At 72.9% G+C, this 25,206-nt stretch carries 20 protein-coding genes; 7 read left to right on the forward strand and 13 right to left on the reverse strand.

Annotated features, from left to right (window positions below; all coding sequences use genetic code 11):
• Window positions 1–22: 22 nt before the first annotated feature.
• The 7 genes from ACFY15_RS01260 to ACFY15_RS01290 form a co-directional block, all read right to left on the reverse strand.
• On the reverse strand, window positions 23–610 hold the full coding sequence (locus ACFY15_RS01260) for a TetR/AcrR family transcriptional regulator (RefSeq protein ID WP_390685480.1): 588 nt from the start codon (window positions 608–610) through the stop codon (window positions 23–25).
• 118 nt (window positions 611–728) lie between these two features.
• Window positions 729–2,318 carry a phosphoglycerate dehydrogenase gene (gene serA, locus ACFY15_RS01265; RefSeq protein ID WP_390685479.1) on the reverse strand — a complete coding sequence of 530 codons (1,590 nt, stop codon included), beginning with the start codon at window positions 2,316–2,318 and terminating at the stop codon, window positions 729–731.
• A 309-nt stretch (window positions 2,319–2,627) separates the two neighbouring features.
• A complete protein-coding gene (gene ilvC / locus ACFY15_RS01270; protein ID WP_390685478.1) occupies window positions 2,628–3,629 on the reverse strand; it encodes a ketol-acid reductoisomerase in 1,002 nt (333 codons plus the stop codon).
• Between the two features lie 126 nt (window positions 3,630–3,755).
• Window positions 3,756–4,280, reverse strand: coding sequence for an acetolactate synthase small subunit (gene ilvN, locus ACFY15_RS01275; protein ID WP_042816067.1), 525 nt, complete (start codon window positions 4,278–4,280; stop codon window positions 3,756–3,758).
• A 32-nt stretch (window positions 4,281–4,312) separates the two neighbouring features.
• The gene (locus ACFY15_RS01280; RefSeq protein ID WP_390685477.1) at window positions 4,313–6,199 is read right to left on the reverse strand and encodes an acetolactate synthase large subunit; all 1,887 of its coding nucleotides are present in this window, start codon (window positions 6,197–6,199) and stop codon (window positions 4,313–4,315) included.
• 228 nt (window positions 6,200–6,427) lie between these two features.
• The gene (locus ACFY15_RS01285) at window positions 6,428–9,322 is read right to left on the reverse strand and encodes a putative bifunctional diguanylate cyclase/phosphodiesterase (protein ID WP_390824857.1); all 2,895 of its coding nucleotides are present in this window, start codon (window positions 9,320–9,322) and stop codon (window positions 6,428–6,430) included.
• A 282-nt stretch (window positions 9,323–9,604) separates the two neighbouring features.
• Window positions 9,605–10,552: a 2-hydroxyacid dehydrogenase gene (locus ACFY15_RS01290; protein WP_390685475.1), complete on the reverse strand. Its 948-nt coding sequence runs from the start codon at window positions 10,550–10,552 to the stop codon at window positions 9,605–9,607.
• 85 nt (window positions 10,553–10,637) lie between these two features.
• Here ACFY15_RS01290 and ACFY15_RS01295 point away from each other — a divergent pair, with 85 nt between their 5' ends.
• The 3 genes from ACFY15_RS01295 to ACFY15_RS01305 all read left to right on the forward strand — a co-directional run bounded on the left by ACFY15_RS01295 (window position 10,638) and on the right by ACFY15_RS01305 (window position 13,286).
• Window positions 10,638–11,645 (forward strand): aldo/keto reductase, encoded by a 1,008-nt coding sequence (locus ACFY15_RS01295; protein WP_390685474.1) that lies wholly within the window; start codon window positions 10,638–10,640, stop codon window positions 11,643–11,645.
• A 201-nt stretch (window positions 11,646–11,846) separates the two neighbouring features.
• Window positions 11,847–12,998 (forward strand): PQQ-dependent sugar dehydrogenase, encoded by a 1,152-nt coding sequence (locus ACFY15_RS01300; protein WP_390825035.1) that lies wholly within the window; start codon window positions 11,847–11,849, stop codon window positions 12,996–12,998.
• Between the two features lie 42 nt (window positions 12,999–13,040).
• The gene (locus ACFY15_RS01305) at window positions 13,041–13,286 is read left to right on the forward strand and encodes a DUF6191 domain-containing protein (protein WP_390824858.1); all 246 of its coding nucleotides are present in this window, start codon (window positions 13,041–13,043) and stop codon (window positions 13,284–13,286) included.
• Here ACFY15_RS01305 and ACFY15_RS01310 read toward each other — a convergent pair.
• The 6 genes from ACFY15_RS01310 to ACFY15_RS01335 all read right to left on the reverse strand — a co-directional run bounded on the left by ACFY15_RS01310 (window position 13,283) and on the right by ACFY15_RS01335 (window position 20,920).
• The gene (locus tag ACFY15_RS01310) at window positions 13,283–16,321 is read right to left on the reverse strand and encodes an AAA family ATPase (RefSeq protein ID WP_390825036.1); all 3,039 of its coding nucleotides are present in this window, start codon (window positions 16,319–16,321) and stop codon (window positions 13,283–13,285) included. The genes ACFY15_RS01305 and ACFY15_RS01310 overlap by 4 nt on opposite strands.
• A gap of 80 nt (window positions 16,322–16,401) precedes the next feature.
• Window positions 16,402–16,566: a hypothetical protein gene (locus ACFY15_RS01315; protein ID WP_390824860.1), complete on the reverse strand. Its 165-nt coding sequence runs from the start codon at window positions 16,564–16,566 to the stop codon at window positions 16,402–16,404.
• Window positions 16,567–16,756: 190 nt separating this feature from the next.
• Window positions 16,757–17,413, reverse strand: coding sequence for a hypothetical protein (locus ACFY15_RS01320; RefSeq protein WP_390824861.1), 657 nt, complete (start codon window positions 17,411–17,413; stop codon window positions 16,757–16,759).
• Between the two features lie 103 nt (window positions 17,414–17,516).
• Complete coding sequence (locus tag ACFY15_RS01325; RefSeq protein WP_390685469.1) at window positions 17,517–18,071, reverse strand: GNAT family N-acetyltransferase; 555 nt, start codon at window positions 18,069–18,071, stop codon at window positions 17,517–17,519.
• A 27-nt stretch (window positions 18,072–18,098) separates the two neighbouring features.
• A complete protein-coding gene (locus ACFY15_RS01330; RefSeq protein ID WP_390824862.1) occupies window positions 18,099–20,330 on the reverse strand; it encodes an MMPL family transporter in 2,232 nt (743 codons plus the stop codon).
• Between the two features lie 137 nt (window positions 20,331–20,467).
• Window positions 20,468–20,920, reverse strand: coding sequence for a signal peptidase I (locus tag ACFY15_RS01335; RefSeq protein WP_390685467.1), 453 nt, complete (start codon window positions 20,918–20,920; stop codon window positions 20,468–20,470).
• 54 nt (window positions 20,921–20,974) lie between these two features.
• Between ACFY15_RS01335 and ACFY15_RS01340 the strand changes: the two genes are divergently transcribed.
• From ACFY15_RS01340 to ACFY15_RS01355, 4 genes are all read left to right on the forward strand, one after another.
• Entirely contained in the window at window positions 20,975–21,766 is a 792-nt protein-coding gene (locus ACFY15_RS01340; protein ID WP_390685466.1) for a GNAT family N-acetyltransferase, read from the forward strand.
• 127 nt (window positions 21,767–21,893) lie between these two features.
• Window positions 21,894–22,406, forward strand: coding sequence for a DinB family protein (locus ACFY15_RS01345; protein ID WP_390685465.1), 513 nt, complete (start codon window positions 21,894–21,896; stop codon window positions 22,404–22,406).
• 76 nt (window positions 22,407–22,482) lie between these two features.
• Entirely contained in the window at window positions 22,483–24,540 is a 2,058-nt protein-coding gene (locus ACFY15_RS01350; RefSeq protein ID WP_390824863.1) for a penicillin acylase family protein, read from the forward strand.
• Window positions 24,537–25,124 carry a GNAT family N-acetyltransferase gene (locus ACFY15_RS01355; RefSeq protein WP_390824864.1) on the forward strand — a complete coding sequence of 196 codons (588 nt, stop codon included), beginning with the start codon at window positions 24,537–24,539 and terminating at the stop codon, window positions 25,122–25,124. The genes ACFY15_RS01350 and ACFY15_RS01355 overlap by 4 nt, the downstream gene beginning before the upstream one ends.
• The last annotated feature ends 82 nt before the right edge of the window (window positions 25,125–25,206 follow it).

Consider the following 25,206-nt stretch of genomic DNA (forward strand, 5'->3'; position numbering starts at 1 on the left):
CGGTCGGTGCGGTTCGACGCTGCTACCGCGCGGGCCGCTCCGCGGACGAGATGCCCTCCGTGAGCCTGCGCAGCCCCTCCGCGAACTCCTCACCCGACGGGGCGCTGGCCGGGTCGAAGAGCCACTGGATCATCAGGCCGTTGAGCAGCGCCTGGTAGACCGCTCCGAGCGTGCGCTCGTCGCGCTCGGTGAGCCGCTCCTCGGGGGTCCCCGTCATCATCTGGACCAGGCCCCGACGGCCCTCGGTCTGCGAGGCCGCGAGCATGGCCTTCAGCTCCGGCTTCTGGTCCCGGCTCAGCGCGACCTCCAGGCTTGCCGCCCAGACCGGGCCGGCCGTCTCGTGGTCGGCGACAACCCCGTCCCACAGGGCGCGCAGCCGCTCCAGGGAGCCGTCGGCACCGGCCAGCGCTGCCTGACGGCCCTGGCCCCACTCCTCGATCAGGGCGATGAAGGCCTGGGTGAGGAGCGCGTCCTTGGACCCGTAGTGGTAGCCGATGGAGGCCAGGTTGGTCCCGGAGGCGCTGACGATGTCGCGCGCGGTGGTGCGCACGAACCCCTTCTCGGCCAGGCACCTCTTCGCACCTTCGAGCAGATCTTCACGGTGTCCCATGCGGCCACCGTAGCAAGGCCCATACGGTCGTCCCATACGGACGTACAAGACACTGGCGGCCGGATACGGGAAAGGGCCCGGGGTGCACGCCCCGGACCCTCCCCCACGTGCGCGACGGTCAGACGAGGTTGACCGTGCGGGCCGACGCCGCGCCGATCTCCGCCGAGATGGCCGTGAGGACGTCCGCCGGGACCTCCGCGTCGACGGTGAGGACGACGAGGGCCTCGCCGCCCTCCTCCGCGCGGGCCACCTGCATGCCCGCGATGTTCAGGCCGGCCTCGCCGAGGAGCAGGCCGACCTTGCCGACCACGCCCGGGCGGTCGGTGTAGCGCAGCACGATCATGTGGTCGGCCAGGGCCAGGTCCACGTCGTACTCGCCGACGCCCACGATCTTCTGAAGGTGCTTCGGGCCCGCGAGGGTGCCGGAGACCGACACCTCCTGACCGTCCGCCAGGGTGCCGCGGACGGTCACCACGTTGCGGTGGTCCGGGGACTCCGAGCTGGTGGTCAGGCGCACCTCGACGCCGCGCTCCTGCGCGAACAGCGGGGCGTTGACGTAGGAGACCGTCTCGTCGACGACGTCCTCGAACACACCCTTGAGGGCGGAGAGTTCGAGCACCTTGACGTCGTGCTGGGTGATCTCGCCGCAGACCTCGACGTCGAGGCGGACCGCCACCTCGCCCGCGAGGGCGGTGAAGATGCGGCCGAGCTTCTCGGCGAGCGGCAGGCCGGGGCGCACGTCCTCGGCGATGACACCGCCCTGGACGTTGACCGCGTCCGGTACGAGCTCGCCCGCGAGGGCCAGGCGCACCGACCTGGCGACCGCGATGCCGGCCTTCTCCTGGGCCTCGTCCGTGGACGCGCCGAGGTGCGGGGTGCAGACGACCTGGTCGAGTTCGAACAGCGGGGAGTCCGTGCAGGGCTCCTTCGCGTACACGTCGAGGCCGGCGCCGGCGACGCGGCCCTCCTTGATGGCCGAGTACAGCGCGGCCTCGTCCACGATCCCGCCGCGGGCGGCGTTGACGATGCGGACGGACGGCTTGACCTTGTGCAGGGCCTCGTCACCGATGAGACCGACGGTCTCGGGGGTCTTGGGCAGGTGCACGGTGATGAAGTCGGCGACCTCGAGCAGCTCGTCCAGCGTCAGCATCTTGACGCCCATCTGGGCGGCGCGGGCGGGCTGCACGTAGGGGTCGTACGCGACGACCTTCATACCGAAGGCCGACATGCGCTGGGCGACCAGGACGCCGATGCGGCCGAGGCCGACGACGCCGAGGGTCTTCTCGCTGAGCTCGACGCCCGTGTACTTGTTGCGCTTCCACTCGCCGTTCTTCAGCGCGGTGTTGGCCTGCGCGATGTTGCGGGCGGTGGCGACGAGCAGGCCGCAGGCGAGCTCGGCGGCGGTGACGATGTTGGAGGTCGGGGCGTTCACGACCATCACGCCGGCCTTGGTGGCGGCGGACACGTCCACGTTGTCGAGGCCCACACCGGCGCGGGCGACGACCTTCAGCTTCTTGGCGGCGGCGATGGCCTCGGCGTCCACCTTGGTGGCGGAGCGGACGAGGATGGCGTCGACGTCGACGATCGCGGGCAGCAGCTCCGCGCGGTCGGCGCCGTTGACGTGCCGGATCTCGAAGTCCGGACCGAGCGCGTCCACCGTGGCGGGCGACAGCTCTTCGGCGATGAGTACGACAGGTTTCGAGCTCACGTGGGTCCTCACAAGTCCAGTGCGGACGGCCGTCCCGACGGCCGCAGGCGGTGGAGGGGGTAGCCGCGTGGAAGACGCACGACACTGTGGGCCTGACGCGTTGTGTTGAGCAGTGTAGTGGCGCCTGCGGCGCGGAATTCCGCCTGTACGGAAGGATCACCCGTCCGTGATTGGCCGGGGTGGACAATCCGGTTGATTCGAGGTCTACATTCCGTCGATCTTCGACCGGTCCGCGACGGAGGACGGCCCGGCCGGGCCGGATGCGCGGCGGGGCCGGGACTGCGCGTCCCGGCCCCGCCGTGCACGAGATCAGCTCTCGTCGCTGTCGACCCAGCTCATCAGCTTGCGCAGCTTCTTGCCGGTGGTCTCGAGCAGGTGCTCGGAGTCGGCCTTCTTGTACTCGTTGTACTTCGGCAGGCCGGCCTTGTACTCGGCCATCCACTCCTCGGCGAACTTGCCGCTCTGGATCTCGGCGAGGACCTTCTTCATCTCGGCCTTGGTGGCGTCCGTGATGATGCGGGGGCCGGTGATGTAGTCGCCCCACTCGGCGGTCTCGGAGACCGACCAGCGCATCTTCTCCAGGCCGCCCTCGTACATGAGGTCGACGATGAGCTTCAGCTCGTGCAGGCACTCGAAGTACGCGATCTCCGGCTGGTAGCCGGCCTCGGTCAGGGTCTCGAAACCGGCCTTGACCAGGGCGGAGGCTCCACCGCAGAGGACGGCCTGCTCGCCGAACAGGTCGGTCTCGGTCTCCTCGGTGAAGGTGGTCTTGATGACGCCGGCGCGGGTGCCGCCGATGCCGGCCGCGTACGACAGGGCCAGCGCGAAGGCGTTGCCCGAGAAGTCCTGCTCGACGGCGGCGATGCACGGGACGCCGCGGCCCTCCTCGTACTGGCGGCGGACCAGGTGGCCCGGGCCCTTCGGGGCGACCAGGGCGACGTCCACGTTGGCCGGGGGCTTGATGAAGCCGTAGCGGACGTTGAAGCCGTGGCCGAAGAAGAGCGCGTCGCCCTCCTGGAGGTGCTGCTTGACGGACTCCTCGTAGATCTCGGCCTGGAGCGGGTCCGGGGTGAGGATCATGATGACGTTCGCCCACTCGGCGGCCTCCGCGACGGAGACGACCTTCAGACCCTGCTCCTCGGCCTTGGCCTTGGAGCTGGAGCCCTCCTTGAGGCCGACGACGACGTCGACACCGGAGTCACGCAGCGACAGCGCGTGGGCGTGGCCCTGGCTGCCGTAGCCGATGACCGCGACCTTGCGGCCCTGGATGATGGACAGGTCGGCGTCGTTCTCGTAGAACAGCTCGGCCACTGGGATATCTCCTTGGTGCGCTGATGTTGCACCCACCGTACGGCGGGGAACGGAATAAGAGTTTGTCGGTCTCGCCATGCGAACCGGGCGTGTCCCGCCCGGCCCAGGCATGGCGTCAGGCGTGTGTCAGGCGCTGCGCTCGAGGGACCGCAGGCTGCGGTCCGTGATGGACCGGCCGCCGCGCCCTATGGCGATGGTGCCGGACTGCACCAGTTCCTTGATGCCGAAGGGCTCCAGCATCTTGAGCATGGCGCTGAGCTTGTCGCTGCCGCCGGTGGCCTCGATGGTGACGGCCTCCGGGGAGACGTCGACGGTCTTGGCGCGGAACAGCTGGACGATCTCGACGATCTGCGAGCGCGTCTCGTTGTCGGCGCGGACCTTCACCAGGACGAGTTCGCGTTCGATGGCGTTCGACGGCTCCAGCTCGACGATCTTGAGCACGTTGACCAGCTTGTTGAGCTGCTTGGTCACCTGCTCCAGCGGGAGGTCCTCCACGTTCACGACGATGGTGATGCGGGAGATGTCGGGGTGCTCGGTGACGCCGACCGCGAGGGAGTCGATGTTGAACCCGCGGCGGGAGAACAGGGCGGCGATCCGGGCGAGGATCCCGGGGGTGTTCTCGACCAGGACCGAGAGCGTGTGCTTGGACATGTGAGTCGTTCTCTCTCTCAGGCTCTCTCGGCTCAGTCGTCTTCGTTGTCGCCGAAGTCGGGGCGGACGCCCCGGGCTGCCATGACCTCGTCGTTGGAGGTGCCGGCGGCGACCATCGGCCACACCATGGCGTCCTCGTGGACGATGAAGTCGATCACGACCGTGCGGTCGTTGATCGCGTTCGCCTCGGCGATGACCTTGTCCAGGTCCGCCGGGTCCTCGCAGCGCAGGGCAACGCAGCCCATGGCCTCCGACAGCTTGACGAAGTCCGGGACGCGGGTGCCCTGGCGGGGGGCGGAGGACTCGCCGAGCTGGGAGCCGACCGTGGCGTGGCCGGTGTCGTCGGCGTGCAGGACGGTGTTGGAGTAGCGCTGGTTGTAGAACAGCGTCTGCCACTGGCGGACCATGCCGAGGGCGCCGTTGTTGATGATGGCGACCTTGATCGGGATGTTGTTCAGCGCGCACGTGGCGAGTTCCTGATTGGTCATCTGGAAACAGCCGTCGCCGTCGATCGCCCAGACCGGGCGGTCCGGCATGCCGACCTTGGCGCCCATCGCGGCGGGGACCGCGTAGCCCATGGTCCCGGCGCCGCCGGAGTTCAGCCAGGTGCGGGGCTCCTCGTACTTCACGAAGTGCGAGGCCCACATCTGGTGCTGGCCGACACCTGCCGTGAAGATCGTGCCCTGCGGGGCGAGCTCGCCGATCCGCTCGATGACCTGTTGCGGGGAGAGCGAGCCGTCCTCGGGCAGGTCGTAGCCCAGGGGGTAGGTCTCGCGCCAGCGGTTGAGGTCCCTCCACCAGGCGGTGTAGTCGCCGGTGTGGCCCTCGTTGTGCTCGGCCTGGACCGCCTGGACGAGGTCGGCGATGACCTCGCGGGCGTCGCCGACGATCGGGACGTCGACCTCGCGGTTCTTGCCGATCTCGGCCGGGTCGATGTCCGCGTGGATGACCTTGGCGAAGGGGGCGAAGCTGTCCAGCTTGCCGGTGACGCGGTCGTCGAATCGGGTGCCGAGCGCGATCAGCAGGTCGGACTTCTGCAGCGCGGTGACGCCGGTGACGGAGCCGTGCATGCCCGGCATGCCGACGTGCAGCGGGTGGCTGTCGGGGAAGGAGCCCAGGGCCATCAGGGTGGTGCAGACCGGGACGCCGGTCAGCTCGGCGAGGACCTTCAGCTCGGCCGTGGCACCGGACTTCATGACGCCGCCGCCGACGTACAGGACCGGGCGCTTGGCCTGGACGATGAGCTTGGCGGCCTCGCGGATCTGCTTGGCGTGCGGCTTGGTGACCGGGCGGTAGCCGGGCAGGTCCAGGGCCGGCGGCCAGGAGAAGGTGGTCTTCGCCTGGAGGGCGTCCTTGGCGATGTCGACCAGGACCGGGCCGGGGCGGCCGCTGGAGGCGATGTGGAAGGCCTCAGCGATGGTCTTCGCGATGTCCTCGGCCTTGGTCACCAGGAAGTTGTGCTTGGTGATCGGCATCGTGATGCCGACGATGTCCGCCTCCTGGAAGGCGTCGGTGCCGATCGCCTTGGAGGAGACCTGGCCGGTGATCGCGACGAGCGGGACGGAGTCCATGTGGGCGTCGGCGATCGGGGTGACCAGGTTGGTGGCGCCGGGGCCGGAGGTGGCCATGCAGACGCCGACCTTGCCGGTGGCCTGCGCGTAGCCGGTGGCGGCGTGGCCGGCCCCCTGCTCGTGGCGGACCAGGATGTGACGGACCTTCTTGCTGTCCATCATCGGGTCGTACGCCGGGAGGATGCAGCCGCCCGGGATGCCGAAGACGGTGTCGCACCCCACCTCTTCGAGAGAGCGGATGAGGGACTGCGCACCCGTGACGTGCTCAACTGCGGTGGGCTGCTGTCCACCCGTACGGGGCCGCGGCTGCGGATGGTGGGCCCCGGAGGCCTGCTCGGTCATCGGCATTCTCTTCTCGAAGCTGAGGGTTTTACGAGGAGCGGGGGTGCCCCGGTTCTCGTCCGGAGTGCGTGTGCCAGTGCAACAAAAAACCCCTCGTGCCAGGTGGCAAGCGAGGGGAGCGCGTCGGCGGTGTGGAGCGGGGACATGTAGGTCCCGGCTTCAGCCGACGCGCTTTCCAAGTACGAGAATTCGGGTGCGCATGGCATTGACCCTCCCTCCGGCGGGAGGTCGATGTCAAGCGGGTGGGACGGGCGTCTCATTATTTGAGCCTCTATGGATGACCATCGAGCCACCGGACGAGCCGCCGGCCAAGGCGGGCTGGGCCGTACCGCCCGGTACTGGGAACGTACCCCTCACGAGCGCGCGGCGCAGCCTGTATTCGTCGAGTGGGCCGGAAAACGCCATTCCCTGTCCGTGCGTGCAGCCCATGGCACGCAGGGCCGCGACCTGCTCGGGGAGGTCCACCCCGTCGGCCACGGACTGCATGCCCAGGTCGTTTGCGATGCGCAACAATCCTGCGGTGATCTTGTGCAGGCGGGCGGACTCGACGACGCCCTCGACCAGGCCCCGGTCCAGCTTGAGCAGGTCCACCGGGAGCCGGCGCAGGGCGCTGATGGCCGCGTAGCCGCTGCCGAAGCCGTCGAGGGCGATCCGTACGCCGAGCCCGTGCAGGGCCGTCAGGCGGCGCTCCAGCTCGTCGAAGGGGACTCTGGGGTCGGAGGCGGCCAGTTCGAGCACGAGGCCGCCGGAGGGCAGCCCGTGCCGGCCGAGCAGGGCCTCGACGGAGCCGCCGGGCATCGAGCGGTCGAGCAGCCGCTGGGCGGTCATCCGGACGACCACTGGTACGCGGTGTCCGGCCAGATGGCGCTCGGCGGCCTCCGCCACGGCCTCTTCCAGGAGCCATCGGCCCAGCTGGCCGGCGCGGGAGGGGTCCGGGCCGCCCCCCGGCCCGCCCTCGCCGCGTTCGGCCACCCGGAGGAACTCGGACGGCATGAGGAGGATCCCCTGGGCGGAGCGCCAGCGGGCCTGCGCGGCCACGGCCGTGACCTCGCCGCCGGCGAGGGAGACCACGGGCTGGTGCAGCAGGGCGAACTCGCCCTCGTGCAGCGCGGTGCGCGGCATTCCCGCCGGCTCGCCCTTGCGGACCGCCTCGGCCTGCGTCTGCGGCGCGTACAGCTCGACGCGGTCCTTGCCGGCCGCCTTGGCCCGGTACATCGCGAGGTCGGCGTTGCGCATGAGGTCCGAAGGGGTGATGCCGGGGTCGGCGAAGGCCACCCCGATGCTGGCGGCGACCCGGACCTCGCTGCCGGCGATGCGGTACGGCTGGGAGAGGGTGGCGCGCAGCCGGTCGGCGATCTCGTGGACCTGGTACTCGCGGGCGCTGCGGTCGCGGCTGCCGTCGCCGAGGATGAGGGCGGCGAACTCGTCGCCGCCGAGCCGGGCGGCGGTGTCCCCGGCCCGGACGGCGTCCTGGAGGCGGTGGGCGGCCTCGACGAGGAGTTCGTCGCCCGCCTGGTGGCCGATGGTGTCGTTGACGGCCTTGAAGCCGTCGAGGTCGATGAAGAGCACGGCGGTGCTGTGGTCGCCCGCGCGGCGGCCGGTCAGCGCCTTGCGGACGCGCCGGGTGAACAGGGCCCGGTTGGGCAGGTCGGTGAGCGGGTCGTGCTCGGCGCTGTGCTGGAGCTGGGCCTGGAGGCGGACCCGCTCGGTGACGTCCCGGCTGTTGAGGATGAGTCCACCTTGGTGCCGGTTGACGGTGGACTCCACGTTGAGCCACTCCCCGCCACCCGATTTGAACCGGCATTCGATGCGGGTGGTGGGCTCCTCGGCGGGCGGGGCGGCCAGGAAGCGGCGTACCTCGTGGACCACGCGGCCGAGGTCGTCGGGGTGGATCAGGGCGGCGAGCTCGGTGCCGACCAGCTCCTCCGCCTCCCGGCCGTAGACGCCGGCCGCGGCGGGGCTGACGTAGCGCAGGGTCCCGGTGGGCGCGGCGATCATGATGACGTCGCTGGATCCCTGGACCAGGGAGCGGAAGTGGTTCTCCTTCTGGGCCAGTTCCTGGGTCAGCGCGATGTTGTCGAGGAGCATGATGCCCTGCCGGACGACGAGGGCGAGCACGACGGTGCAGCCGGTGAAGACCACCATCCGGTCGACCTTCCGTCCGTCCACGACGTTGTAGAGGATGCCGAGGGTGCAGACCGCGGCCGCCAGGTACGGGGTGAGGGCGGGGAGCGAGCCGGTGATCGGGCGGCTGTGCGGCCGGTCGGCGCGCGGGGGCGCGGGACGCGGGGGCGCGGGACGTGGGACGGGTTCCGGGCTGCGGCCGGCGGCCCAGGGGGCGTAGGCGAGCAGCAGGGAGCCCGCGAACCAGCCGGCGTCGAGGATCTCCCCCGAGCGGTAGGTGGTGTTGAGCAGCGGCGAGGTGAACAGGGCATCGCTCAGGACGGTCAGGGCGAGGGCCGCGATGGCCGTGTTGATCGCCGAGCGGTTGTTGGCCGAGCGCCGGAAGTGCAGGACCAGGACCATCGAGACGAGCGCGATGTCGAGGAGCGGGTACGCGAGCGAGAGCGCGGCGCGCGGGACGCTGCCCGGCGCCCCCGACTGGGCGGTGCGCGCGGCGTTGGCGAGGGCCAGGCTCCAGGAGAGGGTCAGCAGCGAGCCGCCGATGAGCCAGGAGTCGAGGGCCAGGCACACCCACCCGGCGCGGGTGACGGGGCGTTTGGCGAGGACGAGCAGTCCCACGATGGCGGGCGGGGCGAAGCAGAGGAAGGCGAAGTCCGCGAGCGAAGGCTCGGGCACCTTCCGGTCGAGCACGACCTCGTACCAGCCCCAGACGCCGTTCCCCAGGGCCCCCATGAGCGAGGAGAACGCGAACATCAGCCAGGCGGGGCGCTCGCGCCGGCCGATCGCCCGGGCGTAGTGGTAGCAGGAGACGGCGGCCAGTAATCCGGCGGTGCTGAGCCCGAAGTCGCCCATGATCTTGGCGAGTTCTTCCGAGCCCCAGCCGAGGGCGGCCCCGACGGCGTAGCCGCCGCTGACCACCGCGAGGAGGAGTTGCACCCCCAGGCCCCTGCCCCCGCCGCCGGCGACCGGAGGCCGGGTCAGGAGCGCCGCCCCCGGGGCGCTCACCGGTCCCCCTCGCCTGCTGGTTCCGGTGCAGCCCAGTCTCGGCAGCGTCGCCTGCGGCGGTTCTGCCGCATCGGATCCTTCGTCCATTGGCCGTGCATCGCCCGTCGCCCCCCAAACTGTCCGATCACTCCCCAGCGCCATACGTACGTGGCGCAGCCCCTTGTTCCGGACGATACACCACTTTCGTCACTCAGCGACATAGCTGCTCTACTCTCCGTCACCACCGACCGCCGTGCGGCAACTGCCCGCACACGTAGGGACGCGGAGAGTGTGCGCTCTGGTTCAGTCCGTGATCAGAACGGTGTTCTCGACCGGCTCCCCGGCGGCGAACCGGGTGAGCTGGCGGGCCACCAGACGCTTCGCCCGGGGCTCGAACGCCGAGCTGCTGCCGCCCACGTGGGGCGTGATCAGGACGTTCGGGGCGTGCCAGAGGGGGTGGCCCGGGGGCAGCGGCTCCGGGTCGGTGACGTCGAGGGCGGCGCGCAGCCGGCCGGACTCCAGTTCGGACAGGAGGGACGCGGTGTCGGCGACGGGCCCGCGCGAGACGTTCACGAGGAGGGCGCCGTCCTTCATCCGTGCGAGGAAGCCGGCGCCCGCCAGGCCGCGGGTCTCCTCGGTCAGCGGGGTGGAGAGGACGACCACGTCCGCGTCCGGGAGGAGGCCCGGAAGGTCTTCGAGGGCGTGCACGGGTCCGTGCGGGGCGGTGCGGGCGGACCGGGCGACGCGGGTGATCCGCCCGCATTCGAAGGGCAGGAGCCGGTCCTCGATGGCCGCGCCGATCGATCCGTAGCCGACGATCAGGACGGACTTGTCGGCGAGGGCGGCGTAGAAGCCGCCGTGCCACTCCTCGCGGTCCTGGCCGCGCACCATGCCGGGGATGCCGCGCAGCGAGGCGAGGACAAGGGTCAGGGCGAGCTCGGCGGTGCTGGCCTCGTGGACGCCGCGGGCGTTGCACAGCCGGACGCCGGGGCGCAGGTGGCCGAGGCCGGGCAGGACGTGGTCGATCCCGGCGGTGAGGGTCTGCACGACGCGCAGGGCGGGCATGTCCGGGAGCGGACGCAGGGTCACGGCCTGGGACTTCATGTACGGGGTGACGTAGAAGACGCAGGCGGCGGGGTCGGCCGGAAACCTGTCCTCGCCGTCCCAGTGCCGGTAGCGGAAGGAGTCGGGGAGGCCGTCGATCTCGCCGGGCGGGAACGGAAGCCAGACGTCCGCGGTCGTTGCAGTCATGATCCCGAGGCTATGCGAAGGGAACGTGATCAAGCCGTTAGTTTGAGGGCCGGACCGGGACAGGGCCGGGAGGGGGGACGCAGGGGTGGAGCGCAGGTCGATCGGGACGGGACCGCTGACGGTGGGGGCCATCGGGCTCGGCTGCATGCCGATGAGCTGGGCCTACGCGCCGTCGCGCCGCCGGGGCGAGGAGTCGCTGCGGACCCTGCACACGGCGCTGGACCTGGGGGCGAACCTGCTGGACACGGCCGATCTGTACGGGCCGTTCACCAATGAGCTGGCGGTGGGGCGGGTGCTGCGCGAGCGGCGGGCCGATGCCTTCGTGTCGGCCAAGGTGGGGCTGCGGGCGGGTGAGGGGCACGTGGTGGCCGACGGGCGGCCGGAGTACGTGCGGCGGGCCTGCGACGCCTCGCTGCGGCGGCTGCGGACCGACGTCATCGACCTGTACCAGCTGCACCGGGTGGACCCGGAGGTCCCGGTGGAGGAGACCTGGGGGGCCATGGCGGAGCTGGTGCAGGCGGGGAAGGTGCGGGCGCTGGGGTTCTGCGCGCTGGGCGCGGGGGCCGGGCCGGGCGCGGGGCGGCGCGGGGACCGGGCGTACAGCTCGACGCTGCGGCACCTGGAGCGGGCGCAGCAGGTGTTCCCGGTGACGGCGGTGCAGGCGGAGCTGTCGGTGTGGTCGCCGGAGGCGGCGTGGCAGCTGCTGCCGTGGTGCGCGGCGCGGGGGGTGGGGCTGCTCGCGGCGATGCCGCTGGGCAGCGGCTTCCTGACCGGGACGCTGACGCCGGGGCAGGGGTTCGAGGAGGCGGACGTGCGGGCCCGGCACCCGCGGTTCACGGCGCACGCGATGGCCTCGAACCAGGTGCTGGTGGCGGAGCTGCGGCGGGTGGCGCGGCGGCACGGGCCGGCGGTGACGGCGGCGCAGGTGGCGCTGGCGTGGGTGCTGGCCCAGGGGCCGCACGTGGTGCCGGTGCCGGGGGCGGACCGGGCGCACTGGGCGGCGGAGAACGCGCGGGCGGCCGAGGTGCGGCTGACGGCCGGGGAGCTGGCCGGTTTCGCGGCGCTGCCGGCGGCGGTGGGGGCCTGGGACTGAGTTCCGGAGCCCGGGCCGCCGCGACAACCACTCGATCGGGTGTACGAGGAATGGAACGCGGGCACCCGCCGGATCTGTTGAGTCTTGTGAAGGGCAGGACTGGAGGACCGACCGGAGGGGAGCGGGACGATGCGGTACGGAGTGCGGCGCGGACGGTGCGGTGCGGGGTTCCGGGGGGCCGGGGGCGTGCGGCGCCGCGGGATGGTGGCGGGATTCGCCCTGGCGGGGTGCGGTGCGCTGCTGGCGGCGGGCTGCTCCCCGCCGGGCGGGGCGCCGCCCGGGGCGGGGGGCTCCCCGCCGGGGGTGTCGGCTGCGTCCCCCGGCGCCTCGCCGGGGGCGCAGGTGCCGGGGCCGCCTGCCAAGGGCTCGGTGGCGGTCACGGGCGAGGTGGCGAAGGGGCTGGACTCCCCCTGGGGCGTGGCCCCGCTGCCCGGAGGGGACCTGCTGGTCGCCTCCCGGGACAAGGGCACGATCAGCAGGGTCCGGACGGACACGGGCGCGGTGGCCCAGATCGGGAAGGTGCCCGGGGTGGCACCGGGCGGGGAGGGCGGGCTGCTGGGGCTGGCGCTGTCCCCGGACTTCGCCTCGGACCGGCTGGTGTACGCCTACTTCACGACGGAGTCCGACAACCGCATCGCCCGGATGCGCTACGACGAGCAGAGACCTCCCATGCAGCAGCTGGGCGCGCCGGACACGGTGCTGAGGGGCATTCCCAAGGGGCTCGTCCACAACGGCGGGCGGATCGCCTTCGGCCCGGACGGGATGCTGTACGCCGGGACGGGCGAGACCGGGAACACGGCGCTGGCGCAGGACCGGAAGTCGCTGGGCGGCAAGATCCTGCGGATGACCCCCGACGGGAAGCCGGCGCCCGGGAATCCCGAGCCGGGCTCGGTCGTCTACTCCTGGGGGCACCGCAATGTGCAGGGCCTCGCCTGGGACAAGGACAAGAGGCTGTGGGCTTCGGAGTTCGGGCAGCACACCTGGGACGAGCTGAACCTCATCGAGCCGGGGGCCGACTACGGCTGGCCGGAGGTGGAGGGGAAGGGCGGCAGGGCGGGGTTCCGGGATCCGGTGGCAGTCTGGAAGACGGACGAGGCCTCGCCCAGCGGGATCGCCTGGGCGGAGGGTTCGATCTGGATGGCCTCGCTGAAGGGTGAGCGGCTGTGGCGGATCCCGTTGAAGGGGGCCGTGCCGGCGGCGGAGCCGGAGGCCTTCCTGACGGGGAAGTACGGCCGGCTGAGGACGGTCGTGGCGCTCGGCGGGGACAGATTGCTGCTGGTGACGAGTGAGACGGACGGGCGCGGGTCGCCGCAGGCGGGCGACGACAGGATCCTGCGCCTGACGGTGCGGTGACCGACGGAGCCCCCGCGGGGGGCGGAAGGCACGGTGGGCACGGTGTTCAACATGATCGAGGAGTTGTTCAACCCGGGGCGGCGGCACACGGACGAGGAGAAGAAGCGGCTGGAGCTGTCCCGGACCGACGTCGGTGACGGCGATCCGGGACGGGGGCCGATAGACCTAGACTCCGGCACGGTCCTCATACGCCCGGCCGCCGGCACGCCGCCGGAGGCGGAAGGCGCCCGGGGCGGCGCCCCGGGCTCCGGGGAGGACACCGCCCCGGGCGGGGGCGACGCCGCCTAGGGCTGCGGCGCCAGGGGGGTGAACAGGCGCAGCCGGTGGGCGAGCGCCGCGGCCTCCCCCCGGCTCGCGACGCCCAGCTTGGCCAGGATGTTCGAGACGTGCACGCTGGCCGTCTTCGGGGAGATGAACAGCTCCTCCGCTATCTGCCGGTTGGTGCTGCCCGTCGCGACCAGGCGCAGGACGTCCCGTTCCCTGCTGGTCAGGCCCAGAGCCTCGATCGGATCGGTGTCCGGGGCCGGTGCGGCCGGGCGGGCCTCGTCGGGGGTCAGGGAGAGCCTGGCGCGCCGGGCGAGCAGGGCCAGCTCCTCGCGAAGCCGTCGGGAGCCCAGCCGGTCGGCGGTGGCATGGGCGTCGACGAGCAGCCCGGCGGCCCTCTCGCGGTCCCCGCCGGAGCCGAGCAGGGCCTCCGCGAGCCGGTGGCGGGCGCGGGCCAGGAGGTAGGGGCGCTCCAGGGGGCTGACGGCCGCCTCGACGGCGGTCCAGTCGGCGACGGTGTCGCGGCCCTCGGCGCGCAGCAGCTCGGCCCTGAGGTACTCGGAGTGGGCGCTCCACAGGGGTGCCGGGGTGGCCAGGGAGCGGGCGGCGGTGCGCAGGGCCTCCAGGGCGGCGGCCCGGCCCTCGTCGGTGCCGGGCAGGCCTCTGGCGTCGGCTTCGGCGGAGGCGGAGGCCAGCAGGAGGGGCCAGGCGTAGCGGTGCTGGCCGAGCGGGAAGCCGTAGGCGATGGCCTGTGCGGTCTCGGCCCGGACGTCGGCGATGCGGCCCTCGCCCTCGGCCACGCCGACGGCCAGCCGGAAGAGCGGGATCCGGTGCTGGGGCTGGCTGTCGTGGGTGCCGAAGTGGGCGTGGGCGGCGGCGAGCTGGGCGGCGGCCTCGGCGAGTTCGCCGCGGCCCAGGGCCAGGTAGGCCAGGCGGGCGGAGGCGGAGCCGCGCGGGGCGGCTCCGTGGCCGACGCGCAGGGTGTGCCGGGCCGCTTCGGCGGCCTCGTCCCAGCGGCCGAGGCTGTACAGGCTCTCCGCCATGTTCCCGCGGACCCAGGCCTCGGTGTCCAGGAGCCGGGCCCTGCTGACGAGTTCGACCCCTTGTTCGGCCAGTTCCACCGCTTCGCGGGACCGGCCCATCGATTCGAGCTGGGAGGTGATGTTGATATGGGCGCGGCCCGCCACGACGGTGAGGCCGAGCTGGGTGGCGCGGTCCTTGACCGTGTGGAGCTCGGCGAGGCCGGTGGTGCCGTCACCGGAGTCCATGAGCAGGCAGCCGTAGGTGATGCGGGCGTTGAGCTCGGTCTCCTCGGCTCCGATCATGCGGGCGTACTCCACGGCCCGTTCGGCCGCGGCGAGGTTGCCGGGGCCCGGGTTGTGGAGCATGCCCCAGCCCGCGACCCGGACGAGGACGTCGGCGTGCACCTGGGACGGAGGCAGCCCCTTGACCAGTTCCTGGGCGGTGGCGATCTCCTGCCAGCCGTCGCCGCGGCCGAGGTTGGCGATGAGGCGGGAGCGCTCGGTCCAGAACCAGGCGGCGCGCAGGGGGTCGCCGCCGTCCTCGTCGAGGATGCGCAGGGCCAGCTTGGTGAGCTTCAGGGCGCGTTCGCGTTCGCCGCCGTAGCGGGCGGCGACGGTGGCCTCGGCGAGGAGGTCGACGCGCTGGAGCGGGGTGGTGGCCGGGTCGCAGCCGCAGGGCGGGTAGACCTCGGTGTAGTCGGCGGGGCGCAGTTCGCCCCGTACCTCGTCGGGGACGCTCTCCCACAGGTCCATGGCCCGTTCGAGCAGGCTGAGCTGCTCGGAGTAGGCGTGCCGGCGGCGGGCGGTGACGGAGGCCGCGAGGACGGCGGGCAGGGCCTTGGCGGGGTCGTTGGCGGCGTACCAGTAGTTGGCCAGCCGGATGATCCGCTCCCCGGCGCGGATCAGGGTCTCGTCGGCCTCCAACGCCTCGGCGTAGCGCCGGTTGACGCGGGCGCGTTCGCCGGGCAGCAGGTCGTCGCTGACGGCTTCGCGGACCAGGGAGTGGCGGAAGCGGTAGCCGTCGCCGTCGGCGGTGGCGAGGAGGATGTTGGCGCCGACGGCGGCGCGCAGGGCCTCGATGAGCTCGTCCTCGCCGAGCCGGGAGACGGCGAGCAGCAGCGGGTATTCGACGGTCGAGCCGCCCTCGGCGACGATGCGGACCACGCGCTGCGCGGCGTCGGGCAGGACCTCGACGCGGACGAGGAGAAGGTCGCGCAGGGATTCGGTGAGCCCGGTGCGGCAGCCGCTCTCGTGGGAGGCGACGAGTTCCTCGACGAAGAAGGCGTTGCCGTCGGAGCGGTCGAAGACGGACTCGGCGAAGGCCTCTTCGGGCTGCGAGGCGAGGATCCCGGCGAGCTGACGGCGCACCTCGCCCCGGTTGAAGCGGGCCAGTTCGAGGCGCTGGACGGTGCGGAGCCGGTCGAGTTCGGCGAGCAGGGGGCGCAGCGGGTGGCGTCGGTGGATGTCGTCGGCCCGGTAGGTGGCGACGAGGACGAGCCGGCCCCGGCCGAGGCTGCGGAAGAGGTAGGCGAGCAGGTGCCGGGTGGAGGTGTCCGCCCAGTGCAGGTCCTCCAGGACGAGGACGACGGTGCGGTCGGCGGCGAGGCGTTCCAGCATCCGGGCCGTCAGTTCGAAGAGGCGGGCGGTGCTCTCCTCGTCGTGGGGGCCGCGGGGGGTCTCGCCGAGTTCGGGGAGGATGCGGGCGAGTTCGTCCTCCTGGCCGGCGGCCGCGGCGGCGAGTTCGCCGGGGAGCAGGCGGAGCAGGGTGCGCAGGGCGGTCGAGAAAGGGGCGAAGGGAAGGCCCTCCGCCCCGATCTCCACACAGCCTCCGACGGCCACCACGGCTCCGCGGCGGGCGGCCTCGCCGAGGAACTCCTCGGTCAGCCGTGTCTTTCCGACTCCGGCCTCACCCCCGATGAGGAGGGCCTGCGGCTCCTGGTCCGCGGCGCGGGCCAGGGCGTCGACGAGTACGGCCAGTTCGTCGGCTCGGCCGACGAACACCGGGCTGACAGATCTGGTTTCCACGTCGCCGAGCATCGCACACGGGTCCGGCCGGGCGGCAGTCGTTATCGGTGCGCTCGTCATCTCGCGTCATTCCACGGGGTGAGTGGCGCGGGTTACGCGGCGCGGGTGAAGAGGCTCCGGTGGCGACTCACCGTCCTCTCGCTTTCCTGGCCGCGAGAGGTGCGGGGGGCCTTCTTGGCCTCGCGGGCCATCCGGTACCGGTCGGCCTCGCGGATGAGGTCGGCGCGGCGGGCGGTGGCGATTTCGTACTCGAACATCTCGTTCTCCCTGGTCACTCTTCTCGGGCACCTCGTTCGGTGTGGTCCAAGATTCGCGCCCCAGAGGGGTGCGGCACATGGGGCTCATGCCGCATCTGCGGGGCCCCGGGGTCCTTAGGGCGGGTGCCCGGGGTCCTGAGAAGGCCTGGAGCCGCCCGGGGGCGGCCTAGGACAGGGGGTAAGGCGGTGCCTATTCGGCGGCCGTCGGGAGGGGGACGAGGAGGTCGAAGTACATGAGCCCGAAGAGCAGGACGCCGAGGACGCCCAGGGCGACGGCGGCCCAGGAGACGGAGCGGACCCAGGCGGGGTGGACCCGGCCGGGGGCGCCGAAGGCGGGGGCCGCGAGGACGACGGCGGCGAGCAGCAGGGCGAGGGAGGAGAGGAGGCCGTTGACGAGGGCGGTCATGTGCCAGGCGTCGCCGTACAGGGCGGCGATCTTCTCTTTGGCGGTGGTGGCGTTGGCCGACTCGATCTGGCCGATGAGGGTCTGGCGCTCACCGATCACGCGGGCGACCCAGCTGCCGCTGAGGGCGATGAGGCCGAGGCCGGCGGCGGTGATCGCGGCGGCCGCGGAGCAGACGCCGGTGGGCCGTTCGGGGAAGGCGTCCGCCCCGTCGTCGTCCGGGTCCTCGCCGCTCTCCTCGGCGGTCTCCTCGGCGGCGGGGCCCTCGGCCGCATCGGCGGGAGCGGCGGGGGCGGGGGACGCGGGCTCGGCGTCCGGCCGGTCGGTTCCGGCGGCGGGGGCGGCGGTGTCCCCGGCCCCGGCCGGGGTGCCGGTGACCGGCTTGTCCTCGGCGGCGTCCGTCTCGGGAGCGGTCGGGGCGGCGGCGGTCTTGGTGGTGTCCATGGCGCGCACCGTAGGCGGCGTTTCTGAGAGCCTCCTGAGAGGCTTCGCGGCCCGGTGGGCCCGGTGGGCCGCGGGTCCCCGGCGGGGCCCGCGGCCGTGGCGGCTACGCGGTGCGGGCGGCGGCCCATTCGGCGGCGAGGACCGACCAGACCTCGGTGTCCTGGCGGACGCCGCGGTGCAGGTGGTTCTGGCGCAGGACGCCCTCGCGTGTGAGGCCCAGGCGCTCGGCGACGGCGATGCTCTTCCCGTTGCCGCTGGCGACGTGCCATTCGACGCGGTGCATGCCGCGCACGTCGAAGGCCCAGTCGATGAGCACCCGGCAGGCCTTGGTGACCAGGCCCCGGCCGGTGCCCGCGGGCTCCATCCAGCAGCCGACCTCGCAGTTGCCGGCGTCGGCGTCGAAGTTCGGGAAGAGGACGCCGCCGACGAGGGTGCCGCCGAGCCGGATGCCGTAGAGGCGGGCGCCGTCGGCGGCGGACTTCTCGGCGTTGGAGCGCAGGAGCTGCCGGGCCGACTCGAGGTCGGTGGTGCGGTCGGGGAAGCCGATGAACTGCCCGATGAACTCCCGTCCCCGGTCGATGTGCGCGAGGAACTCCTCCGCGTGCCAGACCTCCAGCGGGAAGAGCTGGGCGTCCTCGGCCAGGTCTATCGCGAACATGCGTGTTTCCTTACGGCTTGTAACCGGTCAGCGGGACAACTCGGCCGGCTGCGCGTGGTCCGCGTCCGGCCGCTGCGCCGGAAGTGTCGCACGGGGGCGGCACTCCGGGGGCTCGATGCTGATCCTGGGCATCCGGCGGTCGAGCCAGCCGGGGATCCACCAGTTCGCCCCGCCGAGCAGGTGCATGAGCGCGGGGACGAGCAGGGTGCGCAGGACGAAGGCGTCGAGGGCGACGGCGGCGGCGAGCGCGATGCCGAACATGGCGATGATCCGGTCTCCGCTGAGCACGAAGGCCAGGAAGACCGCGATCATGATGACCGCGGCCGAGTTGATCACGCGGCTGGTCTCGGCGAGGCCCACGCGCACGGCCCGCCGGTTGTCGCCGGTCTCCAGCCATTCCTCGTACATCCGGCTGACGAGGAACACCTGGTAGTCCATGGAGAGCCCGAAGAGCACCGACACCATGATCACCGGCAGGAAGGGCTCGATGGGGCCGGCGCTGCCCAGGCCCAGCGGTTCGCTGCCCCAGCCCCACTGGAAGATCACGACGACGACGCCGAAGGAGGAGGCCACGGCGGCGACGTTCATCGCGGCCGCCTTGAGCGGGATGCCGAGGGAGCGGAAGGCCAGCAGCAGGAGCAGGCAGCCGAGGGCGATGACCACGCCGACGAAGAGCGGCAGCTTGCCGACGATCACGTCGGCGAAGTCGTCGTAGCCGGCGGTGACGCCGCCGACGCGGGCCTCCATGGAGCTGCCGTGTCCGGCGCGCGGGATGACGTCCTCGCGGAGGCGGTCGACGAGCGCGCTCGTGGCCCGGGACTGCGGGGCGGAGTCCGGGACGACCGTCAGGACGGCGGTGTCGCCGCTGCGGTTGAAGACGGCCGGGCCCGTGGAGGCGACGCCGTCGGTGGTGCGCAGCGCGTCTGCCAGCCGCTGGACGGCGAGCCGGTCGCCGGCGCCGTCGAGCCGGGCGACGACGGTGAGCGGGCCGTTCACGCCCGGCCCGAAGCCGTCGGCGAGCAGGTCGTAGGCCTTGCGGGTGGTGGAGGAGGCCGGGTTGTTGCCCTGGTCGGAGGTGCCGAGGTGGAGCGAGAGGGTGGGCAGGGCGAGGACGGCCATGACGAGGGCGGCGGCCAGGCCCAGGAGTTTGGGGTGGCGTTCGACGAAGGCCGACCAGCGGGCCGCGAACCCGGTGGGCGCCTCGGCCCGGGGGCCCTCGGCGGCGAGCCTGCGGCGTTCGCGGCGGGACAGGGCCCGCATGCCGATGTACGAGAGGAGGGCGGGCAGGAGGGTGATGGAGGCCGCCACGGTCAGGACCACGGTGAGGGACGCGGCTATCGCGACGCCGTTGAGGAAGTCGAGCCGCAGCACCAGCATGCCGAGCAGGGCGATGCAGACGGTGGCCCCGGCGAAGACGACGGCCCGTCCGGTGGTGGCGACGGCGTTCTCGGCGGCTTCCCCGACGTCCAGTCCGCGGGCCAGGCCCTTGCGGTGCCGGGTGACGATGAAGAGCGCGTAGTCGATGCCGACGCCGAGGCCGACAAGGGTGCCGAGCATCGGGGCGAAGTCGGCGACGGCCATGGCGTGCCCGAGGAGGGTGATGCCGAAGTAGGCGCTGCCGACGCTGACGAGGGCGGTCGCGATGGGCAGCAGGCTCGCTGCGAGGGAGCCGAAGGCGAGGAAGAGGACGAGGGCGGCGATGGCCACGCCGATGACCTCGGCGAGGCGGGGGCTGGGGGCCTCGGTCAGGCCGATGGCGCGGCCGCCGAGTTCCACCTGGAGGCTGCCGGCCTCGGTCTCGGGGTTCTGGGCCGCCTCCACGACCGCCCGGGCCTGGGCCTTGGGCACGGAGTCGGCCTGCCGGTCGAAGGTGACCACGGCGTAGGCGGTGCGGCCGTCGGGGCTGATCTGGGCGGCGGCGCCGGGGCCCGGCCCGTAGGGGCCGCTGACCGAGCCGACGCCGGGGAGGGCGGCGACGGCGTCCAGGGCGCGGCTCATCCGGCGTTCGACCTCGGGGGTCCGGGCCGTCTGGTGGTCCGGGGTCCGCCAGACGATGGTGTCGGTGTCGCCGCCCTGGCCGTGGAAGCCGTCGCGCAGGAGGGCGTTGGCCCTGCTGGACTGCGTGCCGGGGACCTCGTAGTCGTTGGAGAACGCCGTCCCTGCGGCCGTGGCCGCGGCGGCGGTCCCGCCGAGGGCGAGCAGCCAGATCAGGACGGTGACCAGCCGGTGCCGCATGCACCACCGCGCGATTGCTGCCAACGGACGTGCTCCCTGGTGGTTCGGATCTTCAGCGGGAGTCGGCCCGACGCAAAGAACGCTTGAACTCGTGAAGTCGTGGACGGGTGAGTCGTGAACTTGTGAAAGGTCCGGCCGTGGGGCGGCCAGGGTGCAGGGGTCTACACCTCGGCCGACACGATCGCAGCGTTTCGTGATCGTTGGTCGCTTTCGTGTGCATCGTCACAGCCCTGCTCCCCGGCGGCTCCGTCGGCCCGGTAGCCCGGGACGGAGGGCCAGCGGACGGTGAGGACGACGGTGTCCTCCTCCGCGTACCAGGAGTGGTCGACGCCGCGGCCCCAGACGACGTAGTCGCCCTGTTCGGCCAGGACGACGGTACGGCCGGGGAACTCCAGCCGGAAGCGGCCGCTGATCAGCACCTGGAGGGCGGTGCGCCGCTCCCCGGTGACCCAGCGCTCGCGCGCCTCGCCCTTGGGGTGGACGCCCCACTTGATCTCCACGTCCTCGCTGTGGCGGGGGTCGCCCGGCTCCTTGAAGTGCCCCAGGAGCCAGCCCCGGTCGGCGGCGGCGTCGGGGGTGGCCTTGCCGGTGTAGATGGTGCGGTCGTCGTTCACGGGTCAACGCTATTGCACTTGTGGGGGTGGAGGATCAGCTGATGAGCTGCGCGCATGACGATTGATCTTGATGAGCTACTGAAGGTGCGCGACCGCTACGACGCCGAGGTGCGGCGCGGGGCGGAGGGGCCGCACGTGGAGCGGGCGGGCCGGGTCGTGCGAATCAGCGTGCCCGGCTGGAACGGGGTGGTGTGGTCGGACCTCGACGAGGACACGGCGGACGCGGAGATCGCGGCGCAGGTGGCGCACTTCGGCGGGGGCGCGCAGGCGCCGGGCGGGCCGGTGTTCGAGTGGAAGCTGTACACCCATGACCGTCCGGCCGATCTCGCCGACCGGCTGCGCGCGGCGGGCTTCGTGCCGGAGCCGGCCGAGACACTGATGGTGGGCCGGACCGCCGACCTGGCCGCCCTGCCGGTGGAGCCGCCGGAGGGGATCACCCTGCTGCGGGTGACGGACGAGGCGGGCGTGGACCTGATGATGGCCGCGCACGACCGGGCCTTCGGTGTCGAGCGGCCCCGGATCAAGGAGGACGTGCTCGCCCAGCTGCGCGAGGACCCCGAGTCGATCGAGGTCGTGGTGGCGATGGCCGGGGAGGTTCCGGTCAGCTCGGCCCGGATGGAGACCCGGCCGGGCAGCGACTTCGCCGGCCTGTGGGGCGGCGGCACCGACCCGGACTGGCGGGGCCGGGGCATCTACCGCCTACTGGTGGCGCACCGCGCCCGGATCGCGGCCGAGCGGGGGATCCCGTACCTCCAGGTCGACGCGTCGGACGACAGCCGGCCGATCCTGGAGCGCCTGGGCTTCGGGGTGCTGGGCGTCACCGTCCCGTACATCTGGCAGGGCTGAGGGGGCGTACGGCGGCCCGCCGGGGCGGACGAGCCCCCGGCGGGCCCCCGGCGGGCCGCCGACCGCGCCGCCGACCGCGCCGCGAAATCGCTTCCCGGGCCGCCGAAGACACGGCAGGATCGCGGCCATGGACACCACCGAACGCATCGGCCCGCCCCTGACCGGCGACGAACGCGAGACCCTCCGCGCCTTCCTCGACTTCCACCGGGCCACCCTCGCCTGGAAGTGCGACGGACTCACCGACGAGGAACTGCGCCGCCAGGCCTCCCCGCCCTCCACCCTCTCCCTGCTGGGCCTGGTCCGGCACATGGCCGAGGTGGAGCGCCAGTGGTTCCGCCGCACGATCGGCGGGGACACCGAGGTCCCGCACCTGTGGTCGGACAGCCGCGACTTCCAGGCCGCCTACGACGCCTCCGGAGCGACCCGCGCCGAGGCCTTCGCCGCCTGGGAGGCGGAGGTGGCGCACTCCCGCGCGGTGGAGGCGGCCGCCGAGTCCCTGGACGTGACGGCGTACGTGCCGAAGTGGGAGGAGGACGCCTCGCTGCGCCTGGTGATGCTCCACATGATCCACGAGTACGCCCGCCACAACGGCCACGCCGACTTCCTGCGGGAGGCGGTCGACGGCACCGTCGGCGCCTGACCGGACCTGGCGGCAGGCACTCCCCCGGACAGTCTTATAGTTAGGCCAGCCTAACCTAAGACATTGGGGGAAGAGCGTGCGCGCTGCGACCACCGAGGCCTACGAGGTCTACCGCGACAGCTGGGGCATCCCGCACCTGCGCGCGTCCGACCCGCTCCGCCTCTCCTACGCCCAGGGCCGGGTCACCGCCCGGGACCGGGCCTGGCAGCTGGAGGTGGAGCGGCACCGCGCCCAGGGCTCCAGCGCCTCCTTCCTCGGGGCCGACTGCGTCCCCTGGGACCGGTTCGCCCGCCAGGCCCGCCTCGACGACACCGCCCGCCGGTGCTTCGAGGCCCTGGACGCGGACACGGCGGCCTGGGTCGGCGCCTACGTCGACGGGGTCAACGCGGGCCTCACCGAGGGCGCGGCCCGCGACGACCGCTTCGCGGCCGCCGGCCACACCCCCACCCCCTGGGAACCGTGGGTCCCGCTCTCCATCTGGACCGGCACCCACATCCTCTTCGCGGGCTTCGCCACCAAGCTCTGGCGCGACCGCGTCGCCCGCGCCCTCGGCGACGACGCGGCCACCCTCTTCGCGACCGACGGCCCGGGCACCGCCGGCAGCAACGGCTGGCTGGTCCCGGGCGACCGCACCGCCACCGGCTCGGCGATCATCGCGGGCGACCCGCACCGGTTCATCGAGGACCCGGGCGTCTACCAGCAGATCCGCCTGGCCTGCCCCGAGTACGACGTCCTCGGCCTGGCCGTCCCCGGCGTCCCGGGCCTCGCCCACTTCGGCCACACCGGTTCCGTCGCCTGGGCCATCACCAACGCCATGGCCGACTACCAGGACCTCTTCACCGAGCGGCTGCGCCCCGCGGCCTACGGCGTCGAGGCGCTGGGCCCCGACGGCGACTGGGAGCCGGTCGCCCGCCACACCGAGACCGTCACCGTGGCCGGCGCCGAGGACGTGGAGGTCGAGGTCCTGGAGACCGCACGCGGCCCGGTGATCGTCAACGACGGCTCCGGCGCCCTCTCCCTGCGCTACCCGCCCCGGGTCCGCGCCGACCTGGGCTTCGCCGTCCTGCCCGCGCTGCTGCGCGCCCGCACGGTCGCCGACGTGGACCGCGCCCTCGACGGCTGGGCCGAACCCGTCAACGTCGTGCACGCCGCCGACTCCGAGGGCGGCCTGCTGCACCGCGTCGCGGGCGCCGTCCCGCTGCGCGAGGCCGCCAACCGGCTGCGTCCGGTGCCCGCCTGGGACGCCCGGCACGCCTGGCGGGGCTGGGCCGAGACCCCCGCCGAGCCGGTGTGCGGCCCCGCCGTGATGGCGAACGCGCGCGGCATCGCCTCCCCGCTGGGCGTGGAGTTCGCGCCCCCGCACCGCGCCGAACGGATCCGCGTCCTGCTCGGCGCCTCCACGGACTGGTCCCCCGAGGCGATGGCCGACGTCCACCGCGACACCCACCTGGCCTCCGCCGCACCGCTGCTCGACCTGCTGCCCGGCCTCGACGCCCTCTCCCCCGCCGCCGCCCGGCTCCGCGAGCGGCTGCTGGCCTGGGACCGGCACATGGAAGCCGGCAGCACCGACGCCTCCGTCTTCGCCGCCTTCCGCACGGCCGTCGTACGCCGCCTGGCGGCCGACCCCGTCTTCGCGGACCTGGCCGGCGCCCCCGGCGGCCCGGAGGTGTTCCACCCCTGGCTGTACCTGGTCCCCCGCGTCGGCTACGCCCTCGAAGGCCTGCTGACCACGCCCCTCCTGCCCGAGCTGGACCGCGCGGCGCACGTCGGCGCCGCCCTGGAGGAGACGGCGGCGGCCGACGCCCCCGAAGCCCCGTGGTCGCGGACGCACCGGCTGACCCCCTGGCAGGCCGTCCCGGACCCGGAGGCCGTCTGGCCCGGCCTGGGCGGCGACCACGACTGCGTCAACGCCACCTCCTCCGTCCCGGGCGTCACGGACACCGTCGCCCGCGCCTCGGCGGCCCGCTACGTCTGGGACCTCGCCGACCGCGACCACAGCCTCTGGGCGGTCCCGCTCGGCGCCGACGGCGTCACCGGCTCCCCCCACCACCGCGACCAGCTCCCGCTCTGGGCCCGCTGCGAACTCGTCCCGGTCGTCACCGACTGGACCCGCCTCACCAAGGAACCCTCATGACCCGCACCGCCGTCTACACCCACCCCGTCGAGGGCTTCGGCACGGTCTCCTTCACCCCCGTCGACCCCGCCGCCGACGCCGAGGTGATCCACAGCTGGGTCACCGAGGAGCGGGCCCGCTTCTGGGGCATGGGCGAGGCCAGCCGAGAGCTGGTGCAGGAGATCTACGAGGACGTGGACCGCCGCACCACCCACCACGCGTTCATGGTCGCCCTGGACGGGGAGCAGGTCGCACTGTTCCAGACGTACGACTGCGCCGAGGACCGGGTCAGCGAGTGCTACGAGGTCCGCCCCGGGGACGTCGGCGTGCACCTGCTGCTCGGCCCCAGCGGCGGCGCGGCCCGCCACGGGTTCACGGGCGCCCTCATGGAGGCCTTCCTCACCTACCTGTTCACCGACGGCGGCGCCCAGCGCATCGTCGGCGAGCCGGACGCCCGCAACGCGAAGGCCATCGCGCTGCTGGAGCGCACCGGCTTCGAGCTCGGCCCGGAGGTGGAGCTCCCGGAGATCGACCTCCCCGAGGTCTACCTCCCCGCCAAGCCCGCCCGCCTGGCCTTCCTCACCCGGCCCGCCACTGCCCGCTGAGGAACGCGCCGACGACCTCGTACACCGATTTTGTAGGGGTGGCGTACGGGCGGTTCGCGGGTCAGCCGGGCCGAGAGAGGGA

It is taken from the genome of Streptomyces sp. NPDC001373 (assembly GCF_042895815.1).
Taxonomy (GTDB): Bacteria; Actinomycetota; Actinomycetes; order Streptomycetales; family Streptomycetaceae; genus Streptomyces.